The organism is Janthinobacterium sp. P210006 (assembly GCF_036231885.1).
GTDB lineage: Bacteria > Pseudomonadota > Gammaproteobacteria > Burkholderiales > Burkholderiaceae_D > Janthinobacterium > Janthinobacterium violaceinigrum.
Genome location: NZ_JAZARD010000003.1, coordinates 981,912 through 999,234 on the forward strand (window position 1 = coordinate 981,912; position 17,323 = coordinate 999,234).

The window sequence follows — 17,323 nt, forward strand, 5'->3', positions numbered from 1 at the left end:
CGCCTAGCCCTGCCACTGCCCCGCCACGACAAAACCCAGCGTCATGGCCACCACCATCGCCGCGCCGGTGGGCGTGGGCGGCGTGGGCGATGGCAGGTCGAACCAGCGGCACACGGCGCCTACCAGCAAGCCCAGTACCGATCCTGCCAGCATGACGTTCATGGCGCCTCCCGTTGTAATGCACGGCGCTGCAGGTACAGGCCCGTGAGCCAGTAGCCGCAGCTGGTCAGGAACACCAGCAGCGCGGCGCTGAGCACGGGCGGCGCCGGCACGGGGATGCGCGCCAGCTGGCACACGAAGCCCACGACAAAGGCCAGCAGCAGGCCGAGGATGACTTTCTTGTAGCGCATACTCATCTCCGTCACCGCCTAGAAAGCAAAGCAGCTGCAACCCAGCGTGCCCCAGAAGCCTGAAAAATCGCTGATCGGCACGGCCGACTTGCGCGCCCGGTCATGGGCATGCGCATGCACGCCGCAGGCGCCCGCGCACTGGTGCGGCAGCGCGGCTTGCGCCGGCCTGGCCGCGGGCCGGTAGTGTCCCGGCACCGTGCGCACGGGCGACCACTCGGGCAGCACGGGGATAGGCGGCGGCGCCAGGGTCGTGAATTCCGCCTGGCCGTAGACGACCTTGCCGCCCACCATGGTCAGCACGGATTCGATGGACTTGATCGCCTCTTCCGGCACGCTGAAGTAATCGGCCGACAGCACGGACAGGTCGGCCAGCATGCCGACACGGATGCGCCCCTTCTTGCCTTGCTCGCTGGAGAACCAGGCGCTGCCGGCCGTCCACAGTTCCAGTGCCGTGTCGCGCGACAGGCGGCCCGCCGCATCCGTCAGGGCCAGGCCACCCACGGTGCGTCCCGACACCAGCCAGTACAGCGCCGTCCACGGGTTGTAGCTGGCCACCCGCGTGGCATCCGTGCCGCCGCCCACGGGCACGCCCGCGTCGAGCATGCGCTGCACGGGCGGCGTGGCCTTCGCCGCCTCGGCCCCGTAGCGCTCGACGAAATACTCGCCCTGGAAAGCCATGCGGTGCTGGATGGCCAGGCCGCCGCCCAGCGCCTTGACGCGGTCGATATTCTTCGGGCTGATGGTTTCCGCGTGATCGAACAGCCAGTGCAAGCCGCCGAACGGCGTGTCGCGGTTGACCTTTTCAAACACGTCGAGCATGCGGCCGATCGATTCGTCATAGGTGGCGTGCAGGCGGAACGGCCAGCGCTGCTCGACCAGGTGGCGCACGACCTTTTCCAGCTCGTCTTCCATGCCGGCCGCCAGTTCCGGGCGCGGCTCGAGGAAGTCCTCGAAGTCGGCGGCGGAAAACACCAGCATTTCGCCGGCGCCGTTGTGGCGGTAGAAATCCGTGCCGTCGCCCGGCTTGACCATGCCCGTCCACTTCTGGAAGTCCTGCAATTCCGCGCCCTTGTTTTGCGTGAACAGGTTGTAGGCGATGCGGATGGTCAGCTGCTCCTTTTGCGCCAGCTCGTCGACGACGGCGTAATCCTCGGGATAATTCTGGAAGCCGCCGCCCGCATCGATGGCGCTGGTGATGCCCAGCCGGTTCAATTCGCGCATGAACTGGCGCGTGGAATTGACTTGCAGTTCCAGCGGCAGCTTGGGGCCTTTCGCCAGGGTCGCATACAGGATCATGGCGTTCGGCCGGGCGATCAGCAGGCCCGTGGGATTGCCTGCGCCGTCGCGCACGATCTCGCCGCCGGGCGGGTTCGGCGTATTCTTGTCGTAGCCGACGGCGCGCAGGGCGGCGCGGTTCAGCAGGGCGCGGTCGTACAGGTGCAGGATGAAGACGGGCGTGTCGGGTGCGGCCGCGTTGATTTCATCGAGGGTCGGCATGCGCTTTTCCGCGAACTGGAATTCCGTCCAGCCGCCCACCACGCGCACCCATTGCGGATTCGGCGTGCGCAGCGCCTGCTCCTTGAGCATGCGCAAGGCGTCGGCCAGCGACGGCACGCCTTCCCAGCGCAATTCCAGGTTGTAGTTCAAGCCGCCGCGAATCAGGTGCAGATGCGAGTCGTTCAGGCCGGGAATCACCCTGCGGCCATCCAGGTCGATCACCTGCGTGGCGGGGCCCCGGTGGCGCATCACGTCTTCAGCGTCGCCCACGGCGAGGAATTTGCCATCGGCGATGGCGACGGCGGACGCCAGCGGCTGCGTCCTGTCGACCGTGTGGAAACGGCCATTGAGTAAAATCGTGCTTGCGCTCATGCTAAATCTCCGGAATCAGGTGCTGGACGGTGCCCCGCCGGCTGGCGGGGCTGATACATTGCTGAAAATCAATGGCCTTCGCTGGCGTTGAACATGGATTTGGCGTAGATCAGGCCCAGGCCATAGCCGCCGCCGTGCGCCACGGCCGTCGCCACCGTCTCATTGTAGGTCTCGCCGCGGGCCCAGTCGCGCTGCAGTTCCAGCAAGTATTGCACGGACGTCAGCGGCTGTGCGCCTGCCTGTATCATGCGCTGCATGGCCATCGCATGGGCTTCGTCGGAGACGTCGCCGCTGGCGTCGGCGATCACGTACACTTCGAAGCCCTGCTCCAGCGCCGACAGGGCCGGGCCCACGATGCAGACGGACGTCCACAGGCCCGCCAGCACGATCTTGCCCTTGCCGTAGTCATTCACCTTGTCGGCGATGCGCGCATCTTCCCAGGTATTCATGGTGGTGCGGTCGATCGGCGTCTGCTGCGGGAAGACGGACTGGATTTCATCGAAGATGGGGCCGGAGAACGATTTGGCCGCCACCGTCGTGAGGATGGCCGGCACCTTGAATTCGGCCGCCGCCTTGGCCACCAGCGCCGCGTTGTTGCGCAGCAGGGCCAGGTCGATGGAGCGCGTGGCAAACGCCATCTGCGACTGGTGGTCGATCATGATCAGGGTGTGGTCGTTCGGGGTCAGCAGTTTTTGTGCGGCTTGGGCGGTAGCGATCGGCATGATGTTTTCCTCGGTGAAAATAATTGAATATGAAAATGGTGGTATCCGGCCCGCACAATCTAGCGCCCTTCTTCTTGCGCTGCCATGTTGCGTGTCAGTGATATGCAGTATGCACGCACAAAAACGAAAACAAAAACGGAAAGAATGCCAAGCTATATTCGATTTTTTCGATGATATAAAATACGCGCACCGCAACCAATCGCACGGAGGACAACATGGGGTTTGAATTCAGGATCGCGGCCAGCCTGACGGCCGGCCAGCGCCAGCACCTGGAACAGTTGCTGGCGGCGCTGCCGCAGGCGGCCAGCGGCATGCCCGACACGGACGCCAGGCTGACGGACGCCGGACTGTACGTGTGCCAGTACCTGCGCCCGGACCCGTGGCACGGCCTGGACGCCGTGCGCGCCTGGCTCGATGTCCAGGGCGTGCGCTACGCCGTCGAAGAGATCGACGACTAGGCGCAATGCCATGGCAACTGATAAGGAGGGACGCGCCGGTCCCTTTTCTTTACTTGCGGCATTGCAAACTTGAAACAAAACAGGCGCGTTTTTGCCAGGCTGTTATACTTCGCGTGTGCGGCACATATGACCAGTCCCCTTGCCGCTGTCTTTCGACCCCTAATCTGATTGCCTGCGACTGGCGCCCCACGATGGCGACAGGCCGATCTCACAATAAAGTTACCATGTCCTTTTCCTCCCTCGGATTGTCCGACGCTATCGTACGTGCCGTTACCGAACACGGCTACACCGTGCCGACCCCGATCCAGTCGCAGGCGATTCCCGCCGTGCTGGCTGGCGGCGACTTGCTGGCCGGCGCACAAACCGGTACCGGCAAGACGGCCGGCTTCACCCTGCCCGTGCTGCACCGCCTGTCGACCGACGCCAATGGCGCGGCCATCACCAGCAACACCTCGACGCGTCCGATCCGCGCCCTGATCCTGGCACCGACGCGCGAACTCGCCGCGCAGGTCGAGGAAAGCGTGCGCGCCTACAGCAAGTACACCAAGCTGAACTCGGCCGTGATCTTCGGCGGCGTCGGCATCAACCCGCAGATCAAGCAGCTCAAGCACGGCGTCGACATCCTCGTCGCCACGCCGGGCCGCTTGCTGGACCACATGGGTCAGGGCACCGTCGACCTGTCGAAAGTGGAAATCCTGATCCTGGACGAAGCCGACCGCATGCTGGACATGGGTTTCATCCGCGACATCAAGAAAGTGCTGGCCGTACTGCCGCCAAAACGCCAGAACCTGCTGTTCTCGGCCACGTTCTCGGAAGAGATCAAGGCCCTGGCCGACGGCTTGCTGAACAAGCCGGCCATGATCGAAGTGGCGCGCCGCAATTCGACCGTGGAAGTGATCAAGCAAAAGATCCATCCCGTCGACCGCGACAAGAAGCACCCGATGCTGTCCTACCTGATCAAGTCGAACAACTGGACGCAAGTGCTGGTATTTACGCGCACCAAGCATGGCGCCAATAAACTGGTCGAGCAGCTGGGCGCGGACGGCATCGGCGCCCTGGCCATCCACGGCAACAAGAGCCAGTCGGCACGCACGCGCGCGCTGTCCGAGTTCAAGGATGGTACCCTGCAAGTGCTGGTCGCCACCGACATCGCCGCGCGCGGCATCGATATCGACCAGTTGCCGCACGTCGTCAACTACGACTTGCCGAACATTCCGGAAGACTATGTGCACCGTATCGGCCGCACGGGCCGTGCCGGCGCCAAGGGCGAAGCCGTGTCGCTGGTTTGCGTGGATGAGCACGAAATGTTGAAAGACATCGAAAAGCTGATCAAGCAAAGCCTGCCGCGCGAAGTGATCCCGGGCTTCGAGCCGGACCTGAACGCCCGCGCCCAGCCTGTGCAATTGCGCAGCGGTACCGGCGGTCACCGCAACAACAGCCGCGCGCCAGCAGGCGCCGTGGTGCGCGTGAAAACGGGCGGCAGCGGTGCCAAGCCACGCAGCGCCGGCCCATCGGGCGGCGGTGGCGGCGGCAACCGTTCGGGCAATGCGCCGCGTTCCGCGGCCAACCACCGCTCCGGCGGCCGCGGCCGCTAAAACGCGGCCTGAAAGCTGCTGCGCGGGGCGCTATTGTGTTTGCGTTGCTCGCCGTACTCTTGTACGGCTGCGCGACTCAACGCAATATCACTCCCGCTCGCTACGCTTTCAGGCGGCGTTTGTCTTTATCAAAAGACGACAAAAACCGTTCCAGAACTTGTTTCTGGGACGGTTTTTTTATGCACGCCACCAATTGGCGATTTGGGCTAGGATAGTGTCCATCGTCCTCACCTGCGTGCCGCCATGCCGAACTTCGCTGCCAACCTCAGCATGATGTTTACCGAACTGCCCTTCCTGGACCGCTTTGCCGCCGCCCGGGAAGCGGGCTTCGATGCCGTCGAATTCCTGTTCCCCTATGCCGTCGAGGCGCGGCAGATTGCCATGCGGCTGGAACGCCACCGGCTGCAGTTGGCCCTCTTCAACTTTCCGCCCGGCGACTGGGAGCATGGCGAACGGGGCATCGCCTGCGATCCGCGCCGGGGCGAGGAATTTCGCGGCAATGTGCAGCTGGCGCTCAACTATGCGCTGGCGCTCGGGGCCAGGCAGCTGCACTGCATGTCGGGCATCGTACCGCCCGGCATGAGCCTGGAGCGGGCGCGGCAAAGCCTGATCGGCAACCTGCAATTTGCGGCCGACGCCTGCCGTCCGCACGGCATCAACGTATTGATCGAGCCCATCAACCGCTACGACATGCCCGGCTACTTTCTGAACCATAGCCAGCAGGCGGCCGACATCATCGCCGACTGCCAGCGCAGCAATATCTTCCTGCAATACGATATTTATCACATGCAGCGCATGGAGGGCGAACTGAGCAACACCATCCGCGCCATGCTGCCCCTGATCCGCCACATCCAGATCGCCGACACGCCGGGCCGCCACGAACCGGGCACGGGCGAGATCAACTACCGCCACGTGTTCAAGCTGCTGGACCAGGTCGGCTATGCCGGCTGGGTCGGCTGCGAATACCGCCCCGCCGGCGACACCGTCGCGGGACTGGGCTGGCGCGAGCAATTGACGAATACCTCGGGCGCCTGATCGCAGCGCGCTTGCGCCCGCACAAGGCGGGCAGCGCAGGCCGGCACCACAATACCTTTCCATACAGTATTTCCTGTCGAGAGGTGACGTGTCTGCCCTGCCCGCCCCCCATCGCCGCGCCCTTGCCCTCAAGCTATTTCTGGCTGTCGTGCTGTGCGGCTGCGCCGCCCCGCGCGCGGAGCTGGCGCAAGTGCGCGCGCTGGCCGCCGGCACCGATGCCGTGAACGCCTTCAGCGAACTGTCGCAGCGCCACGTGGACAGCTACCAGCGCGCCCGCCCCTATCTGTCGCCGGCCGAAGATGCGCGCGAACGCCTGCTCGATGCGCAGCGCCGCGCCGCGCACGCAGATGTGGCGCGCCTGGCGCAAGCCGTGCGCCTGTACCTGCAGGCGCTGGGCCGGCTGGCCGATGCCGGCGCCTATGACGTGCAGCCCGAATTGGCCGGCGCCGGGGCCGCCATCCGCGCCTGGCCGGGCAGCGGCATCGACGACCGCCATGTGAGCGCCTACACCCTGTTGCTGCAGCAACTGTCCCGCCTGGGCGGCGCCGCCCGCCAGCAGGCCGACCTGGCGCAAGTGCTGCAGGACGGCGATGCGCCGCTGCAAGCCCTGCTGGCCGCGCTCGACAGCCTGCTGGCCCTGTACGACAAAAGCGGCGACAACGAGCGCGACATGGTGCTCGGCTTGCTCGACGTGGAAATCGCGTATGCGGACACGCCGCAGCAGCGGCTGCTGGCCGTGCTGGCGAAAAACATGCAGCAAAGCAAAACGGAGGAATACCGCCTGTTTGGCCTGCGCCATACCCTGGCGCGCCGGCAACTGGCGGCATTGGGGCGCGAGCACGCGCACCTGGCCGCCGCCCTCACCACCACGGAGGCAAGATGGACGGATCGGTAGGCAGCGAACGCCGCGAAGCGGCCCTCAGCAGCGCCATGCGCGTCGAGCAACTGGCCGACAGCCTGTCGCAGGCGGCCGTCACCCTGCACGGCGCCGTCATGCGGGCCATCCGCAAGCGCGCCAGCCAGGGGGCAAACGGCATCAGCCACAGCCAGGCACAGGCCGTCTTCGCCCTGGAAGTGGCCTTGCGCCAGCAAGCCAACCAGCTGTATGCCGATGCCGCCGGGCACACGGTGGCCGGCCTGGAAACGGCGCAGCGCCAGCTCAGCGGCCTGCTCGACACGGTGCGCCTGCGCATCGCCCGCAACGACGACGCGCGGCACTGGATCAGCCTGGCGACGAGCCTGTTGCATCTGGGCAGCGCCGTCCTCGCCGGCAATCCCGAGCGCATCCTCAATACCCTGGACAAGGTGCGTGAGCGCTTGCAAGAGATGGCGCCGGACTGATTGAAATTGGCTGGCGAGCGCCTATACTGGGACGTCCCCGCATGGCAATCGTGCCTGCGGGACCACCAGAGGAGGCCAATATGCGTATCGAACCGTATTTGCAATTCAATGGAAATTGCGCGCAAGCGCTGGAATACTACCGCCAGCACCTGCATGGCGAAGACCTGTGCCTGATGCCGTTCCGGGGCTCGCCGGGCCAGGACCAGGTCAAGGAAGACTGGTACGACAAAATCATGCACGGCTCCGTGCAGCTGGGTCCCACCATGCTGATGGGCTCGGACGGCGGCTGCAGCGAAGATGGCGCCAAGGGCATGAGCGGCAGCTCCGTCTGCCTGACCCTCGATACGCCGGAAGAAGCGGAACGGGCTTTCGACGCGCTGGCCCGTGACGGCAACATCCAGATGCCCTTGCAGGAAACGTTCTGGGCCAAACGCTTCGGCATGCTGAAAGACCAGTTCGGCGTAGCCTGGATGGTCAACTGCCTGAAAGAACCAGCATAGAACGGCCCTAGCCTGCCTGCGCCGCGTCAAACGCGGCGCGGGTAGTAGCGCAAGCAGAGCCGCCAATCTTGGACTACCATATTGGGAGAGACCTCTATCGGGTGACGGCCATGAATGAATTGCCACAAGAGCAGTTACAGCGCCTGCAGGGCGTGCTGGAGCAGCGCAAGCTGGCGCTGCTGGAGCAAATCGAGAACGAAGCGGCCGAGGCAGACGCGCGCGCCTCACTGCTCAATGAAATCGAAGCCTCGCCTGCCGACAATGCCAGCGTGCGCACCTTGAACGCCCTCGTCAGCGAAGCGGCCGAACACAACCTGGCGCAGCTGGCCATCATCAAGCACGCGCTGGCCAAGTTTGCCGATGGCAGCTATGGCCTGTGCGACAACTGCAGCGAAGCCATCGGCCTGTCGCGCCTGAACGCGCGCCCCGAAGCGCGCCTGTGCATCGATTGCCAGACGCGGCTGGAAAAAGCCCAGCGCTAACCGGAGCAGCGGCGCGGCCACGCCGCTTCGCCAGCCAGCCAGCGCATCATGACTTCATGGCTTCAAGGCTTCAAGGCATCATGACAAAGGGCAAGGCATCGCTGCCCTGCCCCCTGCTTTCCTTCCTTGCTGCTGCCTTTCGTCCCCCGCCAGCATCGTGCGTGCCGGCTGGGCGGACGGGTCTCCTCTACTGCCATTGCCCTCCTGCAAGCTGCCAGCTTGCCTAACTCATGTGCTGTCCGCCATTGATGGCGATATTCGCGCCCGTGACGAACGCCGCCTCGTCGGACGCCAGGTAAGCCACCAGGGCCGCCACTTCGTCCGGCTCGCCCAGGCGGCCCAGGGGGATTTGCGGCAGGATCTTCGTTTCCAGGATATCGGCCGGCACGGCCGTCACCATCTGCGTGCGCAGGTAGCCGGGCGAGACCGTGTTGACGGTGATGCCGTGGCGCGCCACTTCCAGCGCCAGCGCCTTGCTGAAGCCATGCACGCCCGCCTTGGCGGCCGCGTAATTGCACTGGCCAAACGCGCCCTTCTGGCCATTCACGGACGAGATGTTGATGATGCGGCCCCAGCGCTTGGCCAGCATGGGCTCGAGCACCTGCTTGCTCATGTTGAACAGGCTGTCGAGATTGGTGCGCATCACCTCGGTCCAGTGCGGCAACTCCATCTTGCGCATGCTCTGGTCGCGCGTGATGCCCGCATTATTGACCAGCACGTCGATGCGGCCGAACTGCGCCAGCACGCGCGCCACGGCAACGCTGCAGGCATCGAAATCGCTCACGTCGACGGCCAGCGGATGAAAATAATACTGCTGCGCCTGCTGCTCGTCGAGCCAGCTTTCCACGCGCGCGTTGCCCGGCGTGTGCGCGGCCACGACGGCAAAGCCCGCCGCATGCAGGCGCCGGCACAAGGCCGTGCCCAGTCCGCCCATGCCGCCCGTGACCAGTGCTACCTTTTGTTCTTTCATTGCTGTCTCTCCCCGCTTGTTATGGTTGTTCTGCGTGGAATCAAGTGTAGGTGGCGCTTTTGAAGCGGGCATTGCGCCAGATCAAAGGCTGAGCCTGCGTATTGCAGCGTCCGTCTGCGCTGCATCCATGCAGGGAAAATGATCAAAATCATACTCTCCCATGAGGTGATGGCACCTCGACAGGCAAGTCCTGCAAACCTTGCTTGACGGTAGGAATCACAGGGAGAACGCGATGGAAATCCAGGACGACACAGCAGCATTGAGGGACTTGTTCAACGATATCAATCCCGGCACGAGCGACGTGGAATCCGTGCATCAGGCGGAACTCGATCCACAGCATGTGCTGGCCCTGATGGCCAATCCGAAGGCCGCCTTGAAGGCCATGGGCATCCCCGTCAGCGATGCTTCGCAAGTACAGGTCAGCATGAAGAACCGCGCCAGCCGCGCCACGCTGGAGGTGGCGCAAAAGGCGGCGCAATTGCGGCGCGTCATCGTCATCGTGATTCATTACCGCAACTGCGACGCCGACATCATCATCATCGCCATGAGCTGACGGGCCGGGGCAACGGCCGCACGCGTGCGCGGCCGTTGCCCGTGACTGTGCCAGAATGGGGCTTGCTCCACAGCGAGAGGCCAGGCCATGACGTATAAAACCGTATTGCTCCACATCGACGACAGCGGCGGGCGCGCCGCCCGCATTGATGCGGCTGCCAGCATCGCCCAGGCTTGCGGCGGCCACCTGACGGGCGTGGCGCTGACGGGCGTGTCGCGCCTGCTGTATCAGAACCAGCCCGACCTCGACGCCGACCCGAACCTGAGCTTGCACCTGAATTTCCTGCGGGAACGGGCGACACGCGCCCTCGACGGCTTCGAGCAGCAGGTGCGCGCGGCCGGCGTCGTCTCGTTCGAACAGCGCGTGCTCGACGATGAAGCAGCAGGCGGCATCAGCCTGCTGGCCCGCTATGCGGACCTGGTGGTGATCAGCCAATACAATGCCAAGGATAAATCGCCGTCCGTGATGCGCGACTTTCCCGCCTATGTGCTGCTGCATGCGGGCCGCCCCGTGCTGATCGTGCCGTATGCGCCGCCGCTGCCCCGGCTGGCGCCGCCGGCGGCCGCGCGCAATGTGCTCATTTCCTGGAATGCCAGCAAGGAAGCGAGCCGCGCCGTGAGCGCCGCCCTGCCCCTGCTGCAGCGCGCGGAACAGGTGCACGTGGCCATCTTCGACGCCCAGGTGCATGCGGCCGAGCACGGCGAACAGCCGGGCGCCGAACTGCTGCACTACCTGGCGCGCCACGGCGTGGACGCGCGGCTGCATCTGCTCGATGGCGGCGGCGTGCGGCGCGGCGACATCGGCGAAGCACTGCTGTCGCAGGCGGGGGACCTGTCGGCCGACTTGCTGGTGATGGGAGCGTATGGCCATTCGCGCCTGCGCGAAACCATCCTGGGCGGCGTCACGCGCACGATTCTGCAGAGCATGACGATCCCCGTGCTGATGGCGCACTAGCGCCGGTTGAGGGCGGCGGGCTAGCCGCCCTGCCAGGGCTGGCTGCGGATCTTCGCCACCTGGCGCTGCGCCAGCCACTGCCACAGCTGCAGCGCTTCGCCCTGCGGCAAGGCCGACATGTGGCGCGGCGAAGCCAGGGCGATCTCGCAATCGCGGTCCGACCATTCCTCGAAAGTGACTTCGCCTCCGCTAGCGACCTCGACCTGATACATCAAGCCGTCGTCGTAGCCAAAGCGCAACAAGACGGCGGCCGGGCTGCCGTCGGGCGTGACGGCGCCGCCGCGGTACACCTCGGCCAGCGCATCGGCCAGCTGTGCCGGAGAGGGCGCGCAGATGTCGCGCCCGTCGGCCCGTGTCAGAATGAACCATGCCTGTGTCATGACGCGCCCTCCTATCCATACTCGTTAGCATGCGAGGCAAGTACTACGGGCAGTCACCTGGGTCCAGTATCACTTCGGGCGCACGGGAACTATCCCTGTCGGCATTGTTTACCAATAATTACCAATACTAACAAGAATCATACCTAAATTTCGTGCAGCGCGGCATTTATGCATATGGCACGGCTGGCGCCCCGCTTCACGCCACCAGCACGGGAATGCTGAGCGGATCGAAGTCGTGCCAGTCGCCATTGGCGATCGTGCCTTCCGCTTCCTCGATATGCTCGGCGCCCAGCCGGTGCAGCGCCTCGAGCGCCCGTTCGCGCTCGTCGAGGCCGCCCAGCGCCACGGCGATCAGCATACCCGGATGGCGTGGCTGGCTGCGGTTTTCGCCGTTGCCCTCGGACTCGCCCGCTTCCTTCATTTTATTGAAACTGTAGAGCGATCCCACGTGAGCGCCCACCAGCGCGCCCACCACGGGACCCAGCGGCCCCGTCGCCAAGGTGGTGGCCGCACCGATGCCCGCCCCCACGGCGGCCCCGACTGCTACTCCCTCCACCACGCCCTCCGGCGTCTCCCGCGCCCCGGGCGACGTGTCGCGGTCGCCGCCCAGCGCGTGCAAGTCGTGCTGGCCCGGCTGGTTGACAAAGAAGGCGCTGATGCGGCTGTCGGGAAAGCCCGCCTGGTTCAGGGCGGCGCGCGCGGCGTCTATCTGTTGCTGCAACTGAAAATGACCTGCGATGATGCGTGACATGATACGGCCCTCCTCGTCGGCTGCTGGCGCACCATGCGCCGCCTCGATAGCGTGCGCCGGACAATGCCGGGATACCGTTCGCTTGCGCACACAGCCGCTCACTCCCATGCGCAATCATGCGCTCATTCACGCGCTCGCGCTGAACGGGTTGCGGATATCCGACAGGAATTGTTGTGCACGTGCATGTTGCGGCCGCGCAAAGAAATCCTCGGGCGCAGCCCGTTCCAGCACTTGCCCGTGGTCCATGAACCAGATGCGGTCCGCCACTTCGCGCGCAAAGCCCATCTCGTGCGTGACGCACACCATCGTCATGCCGCCCTGCGCCAGGTCGCGCATCACTTGCAGCACCTCGCCCACCATTTCCGGGTCCAGTGCGCTGGTGGGCTCGTCGAACAGCATCAGCGGCGGCTGCATGGCCAGCGCGCGCGCAATCGCCACACGCTGCTGCTGCCCGCCCGACAGGGCCGCCGGCATGGCGTGCGCCTTGTGCGCGAGGCCCACCCGTTCCAGCAGGGCCAGCGCCCGCTCCTGCGCTTCCTTGCGGCTCAGCCCGCGCAAGCGCTGCGGCGCCAACGCGCAATTGTCCAGCACGGAGAGGTGCGGAAACAGGTTGAATTGCTGGAATACAAAACCGATGTGCGAGCGGAAGGCATTCACGTCCAGCCCCGGCGCGTGTATGTCCTGGCCCGCCACCGTGATGCGGCCCGACGCGATCGGCTCCAGGCGATTGATGGTGCGGATCAGGGTCGACTTGCCGGAACCGGACGGGCCGCACACGACCAGCACTTCGCCCTTGGCCACGTGTTCATTGATGCCGCTCAAGGCGTGATAGTCGCCATAGTATTTGTTGACGTTGTCAAAGGTAATCATGCAGCCGCTTTCAGGAGACGCGCCTGGCGCCGCTCGAGCCAGAAGGCGGCGCGCGACAGGCTGAAACATAAAACAAAATACGTCATGCCCAGCAGGAAATACACTTGCACGGGCTTGGTCAGCACGAGGCCGTTTACTTGCGAAGCGATAAACGACACTTCGGCCAGGCCGATGATGGTGCCGAGCGAGGTTTCCTTGATGGTCGACACAAACTGGTTGACCAGCGAGGGCAGCATGTGGCGCAGCGCCTGCGGCAGCACCACCGTGCGCATGCTGTCCAGGTAGTTCAAGCCCAGGGAACGGGCCGCTTCCACCTGTCCCCGGGGCACGGCTTGCACGCCGGCGCGCACGATCTCGGCCAGATAGATGCCGTCGAAGATGACGAGGGCGGCCAGCATGGTGCCGAATTGCCCGCTTTCATGACCCGTGATGCTGGGCAGGAAGAAATATGCCCAGAAAATAACGAGCAGCAAGGGGATGCCCCGCACCACGTGGATCAGCGCGGCGACGGGCCAGCGCAGCAGGCGCCAGGGGCTCAGGCGCGCCAGTCCCAGCAGCAAGCCGAACGGCAGGCTGAGCACCAGCGCCAGGCTGGCCAGCAGCACCGTCAGCGCCAGGCCGCCCAGCGGTCCCTCGGGATAGCGTCCCACCAGAAAATACAGCCAGTAATCGTGGATCAGTTCCAGCATCAGGACACCTTCTTTTGCAGCAAGGCCGCCAGGCTGGCGATCAGCAGCGAGACGGCCAGGTAAGCCACGCTGGCAAAGACGAACGCATCGACGCTGCGGAACGAGGCCGCTTCCACGCGCTGCGTCTGGTACATCAGCTCGGCCACGCCGATGACGGTGGCGATGCTGGTGTTTTGCCACAGGTTCAGGGTTTGCGACAGCAGCGGCGGCGCGGCCAGCCGCAGCGCCTGCGGCACGATGCACAGGCGCATGGTGGCAAGAAAGCTGAAGCCCAGCGCCCGTCCCGCTTCGAATTGCTGGACGGGAATGGCGCGGATGCCGCTGCGGATGTCTTCCGCCATGTAGGCGGCCGTGTACAAGGTCAGGGCCGTGATGGCGCTGACGGCTTCGATATTGCCGGCGTACAAACGTTCCTTCCAGGCGTCGGGCAGCAGTTCGGGCGCGCCGAAATACCAGAACAGGAAGTGCGCCAGCAAGGGCACGTTGCGGATCAGCTCGACGTACGCGGCGCCCAGCCCGTTGAGCAGGCGCGACGGCGCCAGGCGCAGCATGGCCACGCCGCACCCCAGCGGCAAGGACAACAGCAAGGTGATGCCCATCAGTTGCAAGGACAGCAGCAGGCCGGACAGCAGCCAGTCGCGGTAGTCGCCGGCCAGCAAAAAGTTCAAATCAAACATGCGGAAGAGTCAGGCAAGGTTCAGGCGTCGATCTTGTCCGATTCAATTTTAAAGGTGCGCTTCTGGAACTTCACATTGCTCGTCGGGCCATACCATTTGAAGAACAGTTTTTCCGCCTCGCCCGACTTTTCCAGTCCCCGCAGCACCTGGTCGACGGCGGTTTTCACGCCCGTCTCGCCCTTGCGGATGCCAAAGGCAAACACTTCCTGGCTGATGTTTTGCGGCAGCACGATGTAGTCTTTTTGCGCGGCGCCCAGCTTGGCGTAGTTGTTGAGCAAGGACACTTCATCGTCGACATAGCCGACGCCTTTGCCTTGCTGCAAGCCCAGGTAAGCCTGGCCCGCCGTCTCGAACGTCACCACGTCCACGCCAGGCACGGCCTTGCGGATATTCGGTTCCTGCGTGCCGCCCTTGACGGTCAGCACTTTCTTGCCGGCCAGGCCAGCGACCGTCGTGATATTGCTGCTTTTTTTGACCAGCACGCGCTGGCCCGTGTAAAACGTGGACAGGGAGAAATCGATCAGCGCTTCGCGTTCCTTGTTGTGCGTCAAGGATGCCGTCAGGATATCGATGCGGCCCTGCTGCAGTTCGGGAATGCGGGCAGCCACGGCCAGCTGTTTCACGACGGGTTTCACGCCCAGGCCCTGGGCGATGGCGCGGCACAGGTCCACTTCATAGCCGACCAGCTGGCGCGACTTGGCGTCGATAAAGCTGTTCGGCTCGTCCGTACCCAGGGTACCGCAGACCAGCTCGCCTTTCGCCCTGATGGCGGCCAGCTGGTCCGCTTGCGCCACCTGCGTGAAGGCGATGCTGGTGAATAACAGGGCGGCGAAATGGAGACGGGTCTGCATGGGATTCCTCTGGTGGACAATGAATGCCGCCATTAGACCGCAGCGTCCTTATTTCCAAAAAGGAATCTTTTCACCCTTGCTTATGAAGAATTCATCTAAGGCATCAGGCAAGACCTCAGCTAAGGCGCCAGCGCCTTCGTCTCGCCGCCCAAGCGGATGATCGCCGCCCTGGCACCCACGGCGCCCGGATAGCGGGGGTCGAGCTGCAGCGCCTGCTGGTAGGCTTGCACCGCCTGCGGACGCAAGCCTTGCTCCGCATAAAACTCGGCCAGGCTGTCCTGCAGATTCGCGTCGCGCGGATGCAGGCTGGCGGCCGCCTGCAGCACGGCCATGCCTTGCGCGACGGCGCCGCTGCCTTTCAGCCGGTACGCTTCCCCGTTCAGCGCCGCCGGACTGGCCGCGCCCAGCGGATCGCGGGCCAGCGCCAGGCGCAGGGCATCGAGCGCAGGCTCCATCTTGCCGGCGCGCAGCAGGATCAAGCCTTGCAGCGCATGCGCGCGGTCGCTGAGCGGATACAGCTCCACGGCCAGGCGGCTGGCCGCCAGCGCCGCCTCCGCCTCGCCGCGCGCGGCCGACGCTTGCGCCAGCTCCTGCAGTTCGGGCACGAAATCGGGATAGGCGCGCTGGCCGCGGAACGCCGTGCGCAGCTGGCTATCGAGGGCGGCGATGGAGGCGGGAGCGGCCGGCCAGGCGGTGGCGGCCGTGCGGTCCCAGCCGGCCGCCAGGGTCGCGATGGCGTGCTCGAAGGCGGGGTCGAAACGGGGCATGCCGCCCGCTGCGCCTTGCGACAAGCGGATATAGTCGCGTACAAACGCCAGCGCACCGCCGTGCGCATACTTATTCAGGTCGGCGCCCGATGCGCGCAATGCCGCAGCCATGCTGGCGCCGGCCGTGAGAAATACGCGGCCGCCCGCGGGATGGCGGGCCGCTTCGATGTAGGCGCGCGCCGCCTGGGCGTCGGGCGCCAGCGCCTGCCGGTTGATGTGCATGAATGCCTCGCGCGTGGCGGCCCCATCGGCATACGATTGATCCGTGCGCTCGGCATAGGCGCGTCCTTCCTCGAACAGGCCTTGCGCCACCTGGTAAGCGCGCTGCGCACCCGCATCGGCGATATACGTTTTCAGCTGCCACGGTTCGCCCGTCACCACTTCGAACAGGCGCTGCACGAAGCCTTCCGGGTTGATGCGCTCGAGATTGGCGGCGACGGCAATGGTGAGCTTGCGCGAGGGAAAACTGTACAGATAGGTGACGGTTTCCGGCTGCTGGCCGCCGTGGGCGATGGCGTAGCGCCCGCCCGTGGGCAGGATTTCCCAGCCCATGCCGTAATTCGTCAAGCGGCCCGCGCGCGTGGCCATCGGCTGCACCATGGCGGCCACGCTGGCCGCCGAAAGTATCTTCCCGTCGTGGACGCCCCTGCCGAAGGCCAGCATGTCGGGCACGCTGGCGCGCGTGCCGCCGGCCGAAAAACGGCTGCTGATGTCGACGAATTCCGAATTCTTCCATGCCTTGCCGTCCAGCCGGTAGCCGCGCACGCGGTGGGCGATCACGGCATCCGGGTCATCCATCACGGTGGCATCCATGCCCAGCGGCCCCCACACGTGGCGCCGCATGTAGCTGCCATAGCTTTCGCCCGAGGCGGCTTCGATGACGGCACCCAGCAAATTGTAGCCATAGCTGGTGTAGCGGTAGCGCGTGCCTGGTTCGGCGATCAGGTCGAACTGTTCGAAGACGGCGATGGACTGGCGCGTATCCTTGTGCTCCTTGAAATGCTGCTCCACCCTGCTGTCGCGATAGGCATCGATGCCGCCCAGGTGGCCCAGCAGCTGGCGCACCGTGACGGGAAACGGCTTGACGGGAAAGTATGGCACATAGGCTTGCACGGGCGCATCCAGGTCGATCTTGCCCTGTTCGACCAGTTGCAAGATGGCCACCGCCGTCATGGGCTTGGTGACGGACGCCAGCCGGTAGCTGGACTGGGCCGTGGCCGGCACGCGGTTTTCCAGGTCCGCATAGCCATAGCCTTTTACCCATTCCACGCCGCCCTGGCTGAAGCCCACGGTCACGCCGGGGATGCGCTCCGTGGCCATGCGCTGGGCGACCCAGCCGTCGAAAGCGGCCAGGCGCGCGGCCAGCGCCGGAGCGGGAGCAGCAGAGGGAGCGGAGGCGGCCTGCGCCACGCCGCAGAACAGCGCCAGCGCGCCGGCGAAACCGTAATATTTGCTGCTTTGCATAATCATTAGTCCATGGTGAGGGCCGTGTGCACAGCACGGCGCTGA

21 protein-coding genes are annotated in these 17,323 nt (G+C 65.1%); 9 read left to right on the plus strand and 12 right to left on the minus strand.

Features of this window, described 5'->3' with window-relative positions; all coding sequences use genetic code 11:
* Positions 1-3 precede the first annotated feature (3 nt).
* The 4 genes from VPH41_RS18355 to VPH41_RS18370 form a co-directional block, all read right to left on the minus strand.
* Positions 4-162 (minus strand): XapX domain-containing protein, encoded by a 159-nt coding sequence (locus VPH41_RS18355; protein ID WP_077401676.1) that lies wholly within the window; start codon positions 160-162, stop codon positions 4-6.
* A complete protein-coding gene (locus VPH41_RS18360) occupies positions 159-350 on the minus strand; it encodes a DUF1427 family protein (RefSeq protein ID WP_328571049.1) in 192 nt (63 codons plus the stop codon). The genes VPH41_RS18355 and VPH41_RS18360 overlap by 4 nt, the downstream gene beginning before the upstream one ends.
* 18 nt (positions 351-368) lie before the next feature.
* Positions 369-2,219, minus strand: coding sequence for an amidohydrolase (locus tag VPH41_RS18365; protein WP_328571050.1), 1,851 nt, complete (start codon positions 2,217-2,219; stop codon positions 369-371).
* Between the two features lie 68 nt (positions 2,220-2,287).
* Positions 2,288-2,941, minus strand: coding sequence for a hydrolase (locus VPH41_RS18370; protein ID WP_328571051.1), 654 nt, complete (start codon positions 2,939-2,941; stop codon positions 2,288-2,290).
* A gap of 215 nt (positions 2,942-3,156) precedes the next feature.
* Between VPH41_RS18370 and VPH41_RS18375 the strand changes: the two genes are divergently transcribed.
* The 7 genes from VPH41_RS18375 to VPH41_RS18405 all read left to right on the plus strand — a co-directional run bounded on the left by VPH41_RS18375 (position 3,157) and on the right by VPH41_RS18405 (position 8,352).
* Complete coding sequence (locus tag VPH41_RS18375) at positions 3,157-3,399, plus strand: hypothetical protein (RefSeq protein ID WP_328571052.1); 243 nt, start codon at positions 3,157-3,159, stop codon at positions 3,397-3,399.
* A gap of 224 nt (positions 3,400-3,623) precedes the next feature.
* Complete coding sequence (locus VPH41_RS18380) at positions 3,624-4,994, plus strand: DEAD/DEAH box helicase (protein WP_328571053.1); 1,371 nt, start codon at positions 3,624-3,626, stop codon at positions 4,992-4,994.
* A 243-nt stretch (positions 4,995-5,237) separates the two neighbouring features.
* The gene (gene otnI, locus VPH41_RS18385) at positions 5,238-6,029 is read left to right on the plus strand and encodes a 2-oxo-tetronate isomerase (RefSeq protein WP_152281832.1); all 792 of its coding nucleotides are present in this window, start codon (positions 5,238-5,240) and stop codon (positions 6,027-6,029) included.
* 88 nt (positions 6,030-6,117) lie between these two features.
* On the plus strand, positions 6,118-6,924 hold the full coding sequence (locus VPH41_RS18390) for a hypothetical protein (RefSeq protein WP_328571054.1): 807 nt from the start codon (positions 6,118-6,120) through the stop codon (positions 6,922-6,924).
* Positions 6,909-7,370 carry a hypothetical protein gene (locus tag VPH41_RS18395; RefSeq protein ID WP_152256271.1) on the plus strand — a complete coding sequence of 154 codons (462 nt, stop codon included), beginning with the start codon at positions 6,909-6,911 and terminating at the stop codon, positions 7,368-7,370. Before VPH41_RS18390 ends, VPH41_RS18395 begins: the two co-directional genes overlap by 16 nt.
* Before the next feature lie 80 nt (positions 7,371-7,450).
* Positions 7,451-7,870 carry a VOC family protein gene (locus VPH41_RS18400; RefSeq protein WP_152256272.1) on the plus strand — a complete coding sequence of 140 codons (420 nt, stop codon included), beginning with the start codon at positions 7,451-7,453 and terminating at the stop codon, positions 7,868-7,870.
* Between the two features lie 110 nt (positions 7,871-7,980).
* On the plus strand, positions 7,981-8,352 hold the full coding sequence (locus VPH41_RS18405) for a TraR/DksA family transcriptional regulator (protein WP_328571055.1): 372 nt from the start codon (positions 7,981-7,983) through the stop codon (positions 8,350-8,352).
* A 223-nt stretch (positions 8,353-8,575) separates the two neighbouring features.
* Here the strand turns inward: VPH41_RS18405 and phbB are convergent, their stop codons facing one another.
* Positions 8,576-9,322: an acetoacetyl-CoA reductase gene (gene phbB / locus VPH41_RS18410; protein ID WP_152281827.1), complete on the minus strand. Its 747-nt coding sequence runs from the start codon at positions 9,320-9,322 to the stop codon at positions 8,576-8,578.
* 232 nt (positions 9,323-9,554) lie between these two features.
* Between phbB and VPH41_RS18415 the strand changes: the two genes are divergently transcribed.
* A complete protein-coding gene (locus tag VPH41_RS18415) occupies positions 9,555-9,875 on the plus strand; it encodes a hypothetical protein (protein ID WP_152281826.1) in 321 nt (106 codons plus the stop codon).
* 87 nt (positions 9,876-9,962) lie between these two features.
* A complete protein-coding gene (locus VPH41_RS18420; protein WP_328571056.1) occupies positions 9,963-10,829 on the plus strand; it encodes a universal stress protein in 867 nt (288 codons plus the stop codon).
* 20 nt (positions 10,830-10,849) lie between these two features.
* Here VPH41_RS18420 and VPH41_RS18425 read toward each other — a convergent pair whose 3' ends face one another.
* The 7 genes from VPH41_RS18425 to VPH41_RS18455 all read right to left on the minus strand — a co-directional run bounded on the left by VPH41_RS18425 (position 10,850) and on the right by VPH41_RS18455 (position 17,278).
* Positions 10,850-11,209, minus strand: coding sequence for a hypothetical protein (locus tag VPH41_RS18425; protein WP_152281824.1), 360 nt, complete (start codon positions 11,207-11,209; stop codon positions 10,850-10,852).
* Positions 11,210-11,405: 196 nt separating this feature from the next.
* Positions 11,406-11,960 (minus strand): glycine zipper domain-containing protein, encoded by a 555-nt coding sequence (locus VPH41_RS18430; RefSeq protein ID WP_287778101.1) that lies wholly within the window; start codon positions 11,958-11,960, stop codon positions 11,406-11,408.
* 126 nt (positions 11,961-12,086) lie between these two features.
* Positions 12,087-12,830 carry an amino acid ABC transporter ATP-binding protein gene (locus tag VPH41_RS18435; RefSeq protein WP_328571057.1) on the minus strand — a complete coding sequence of 248 codons (744 nt, stop codon included), beginning with the start codon at positions 12,828-12,830 and terminating at the stop codon, positions 12,087-12,089.
* On the minus strand, positions 12,827-13,519 hold the full coding sequence (locus VPH41_RS18440) for an amino acid ABC transporter permease (protein WP_328571058.1): 693 nt from the start codon (positions 13,517-13,519) through the stop codon (positions 12,827-12,829). The genes VPH41_RS18435 and VPH41_RS18440 overlap by 4 nt, the downstream gene beginning before the upstream one ends.
* Complete coding sequence (locus tag VPH41_RS18445) at positions 13,519-14,196, minus strand: amino acid ABC transporter permease (RefSeq protein WP_328571059.1); 678 nt, start codon at positions 14,194-14,196, stop codon at positions 13,519-13,521. The genes VPH41_RS18440 and VPH41_RS18445 overlap by 1 nt, the downstream gene beginning before the upstream one ends.
* A 20-nt stretch (positions 14,197-14,216) precedes the next feature.
* Positions 14,217-15,047: a transporter substrate-binding domain-containing protein gene (locus VPH41_RS18450; protein ID WP_328571060.1), complete on the minus strand. Its 831-nt coding sequence runs from the start codon at positions 15,045-15,047 to the stop codon at positions 14,217-14,219.
* A 119-nt stretch (positions 15,048-15,166) separates the two neighbouring features.
* Positions 15,167-17,278, minus strand: a complete 2,112-nt coding sequence (locus VPH41_RS18455; RefSeq protein ID WP_328571061.1) for a serine hydrolase — start codon at positions 17,276-17,278, stop codon at positions 15,167-15,169.
* Positions 17,279-17,323 lie beyond the last annotated feature (45 nt).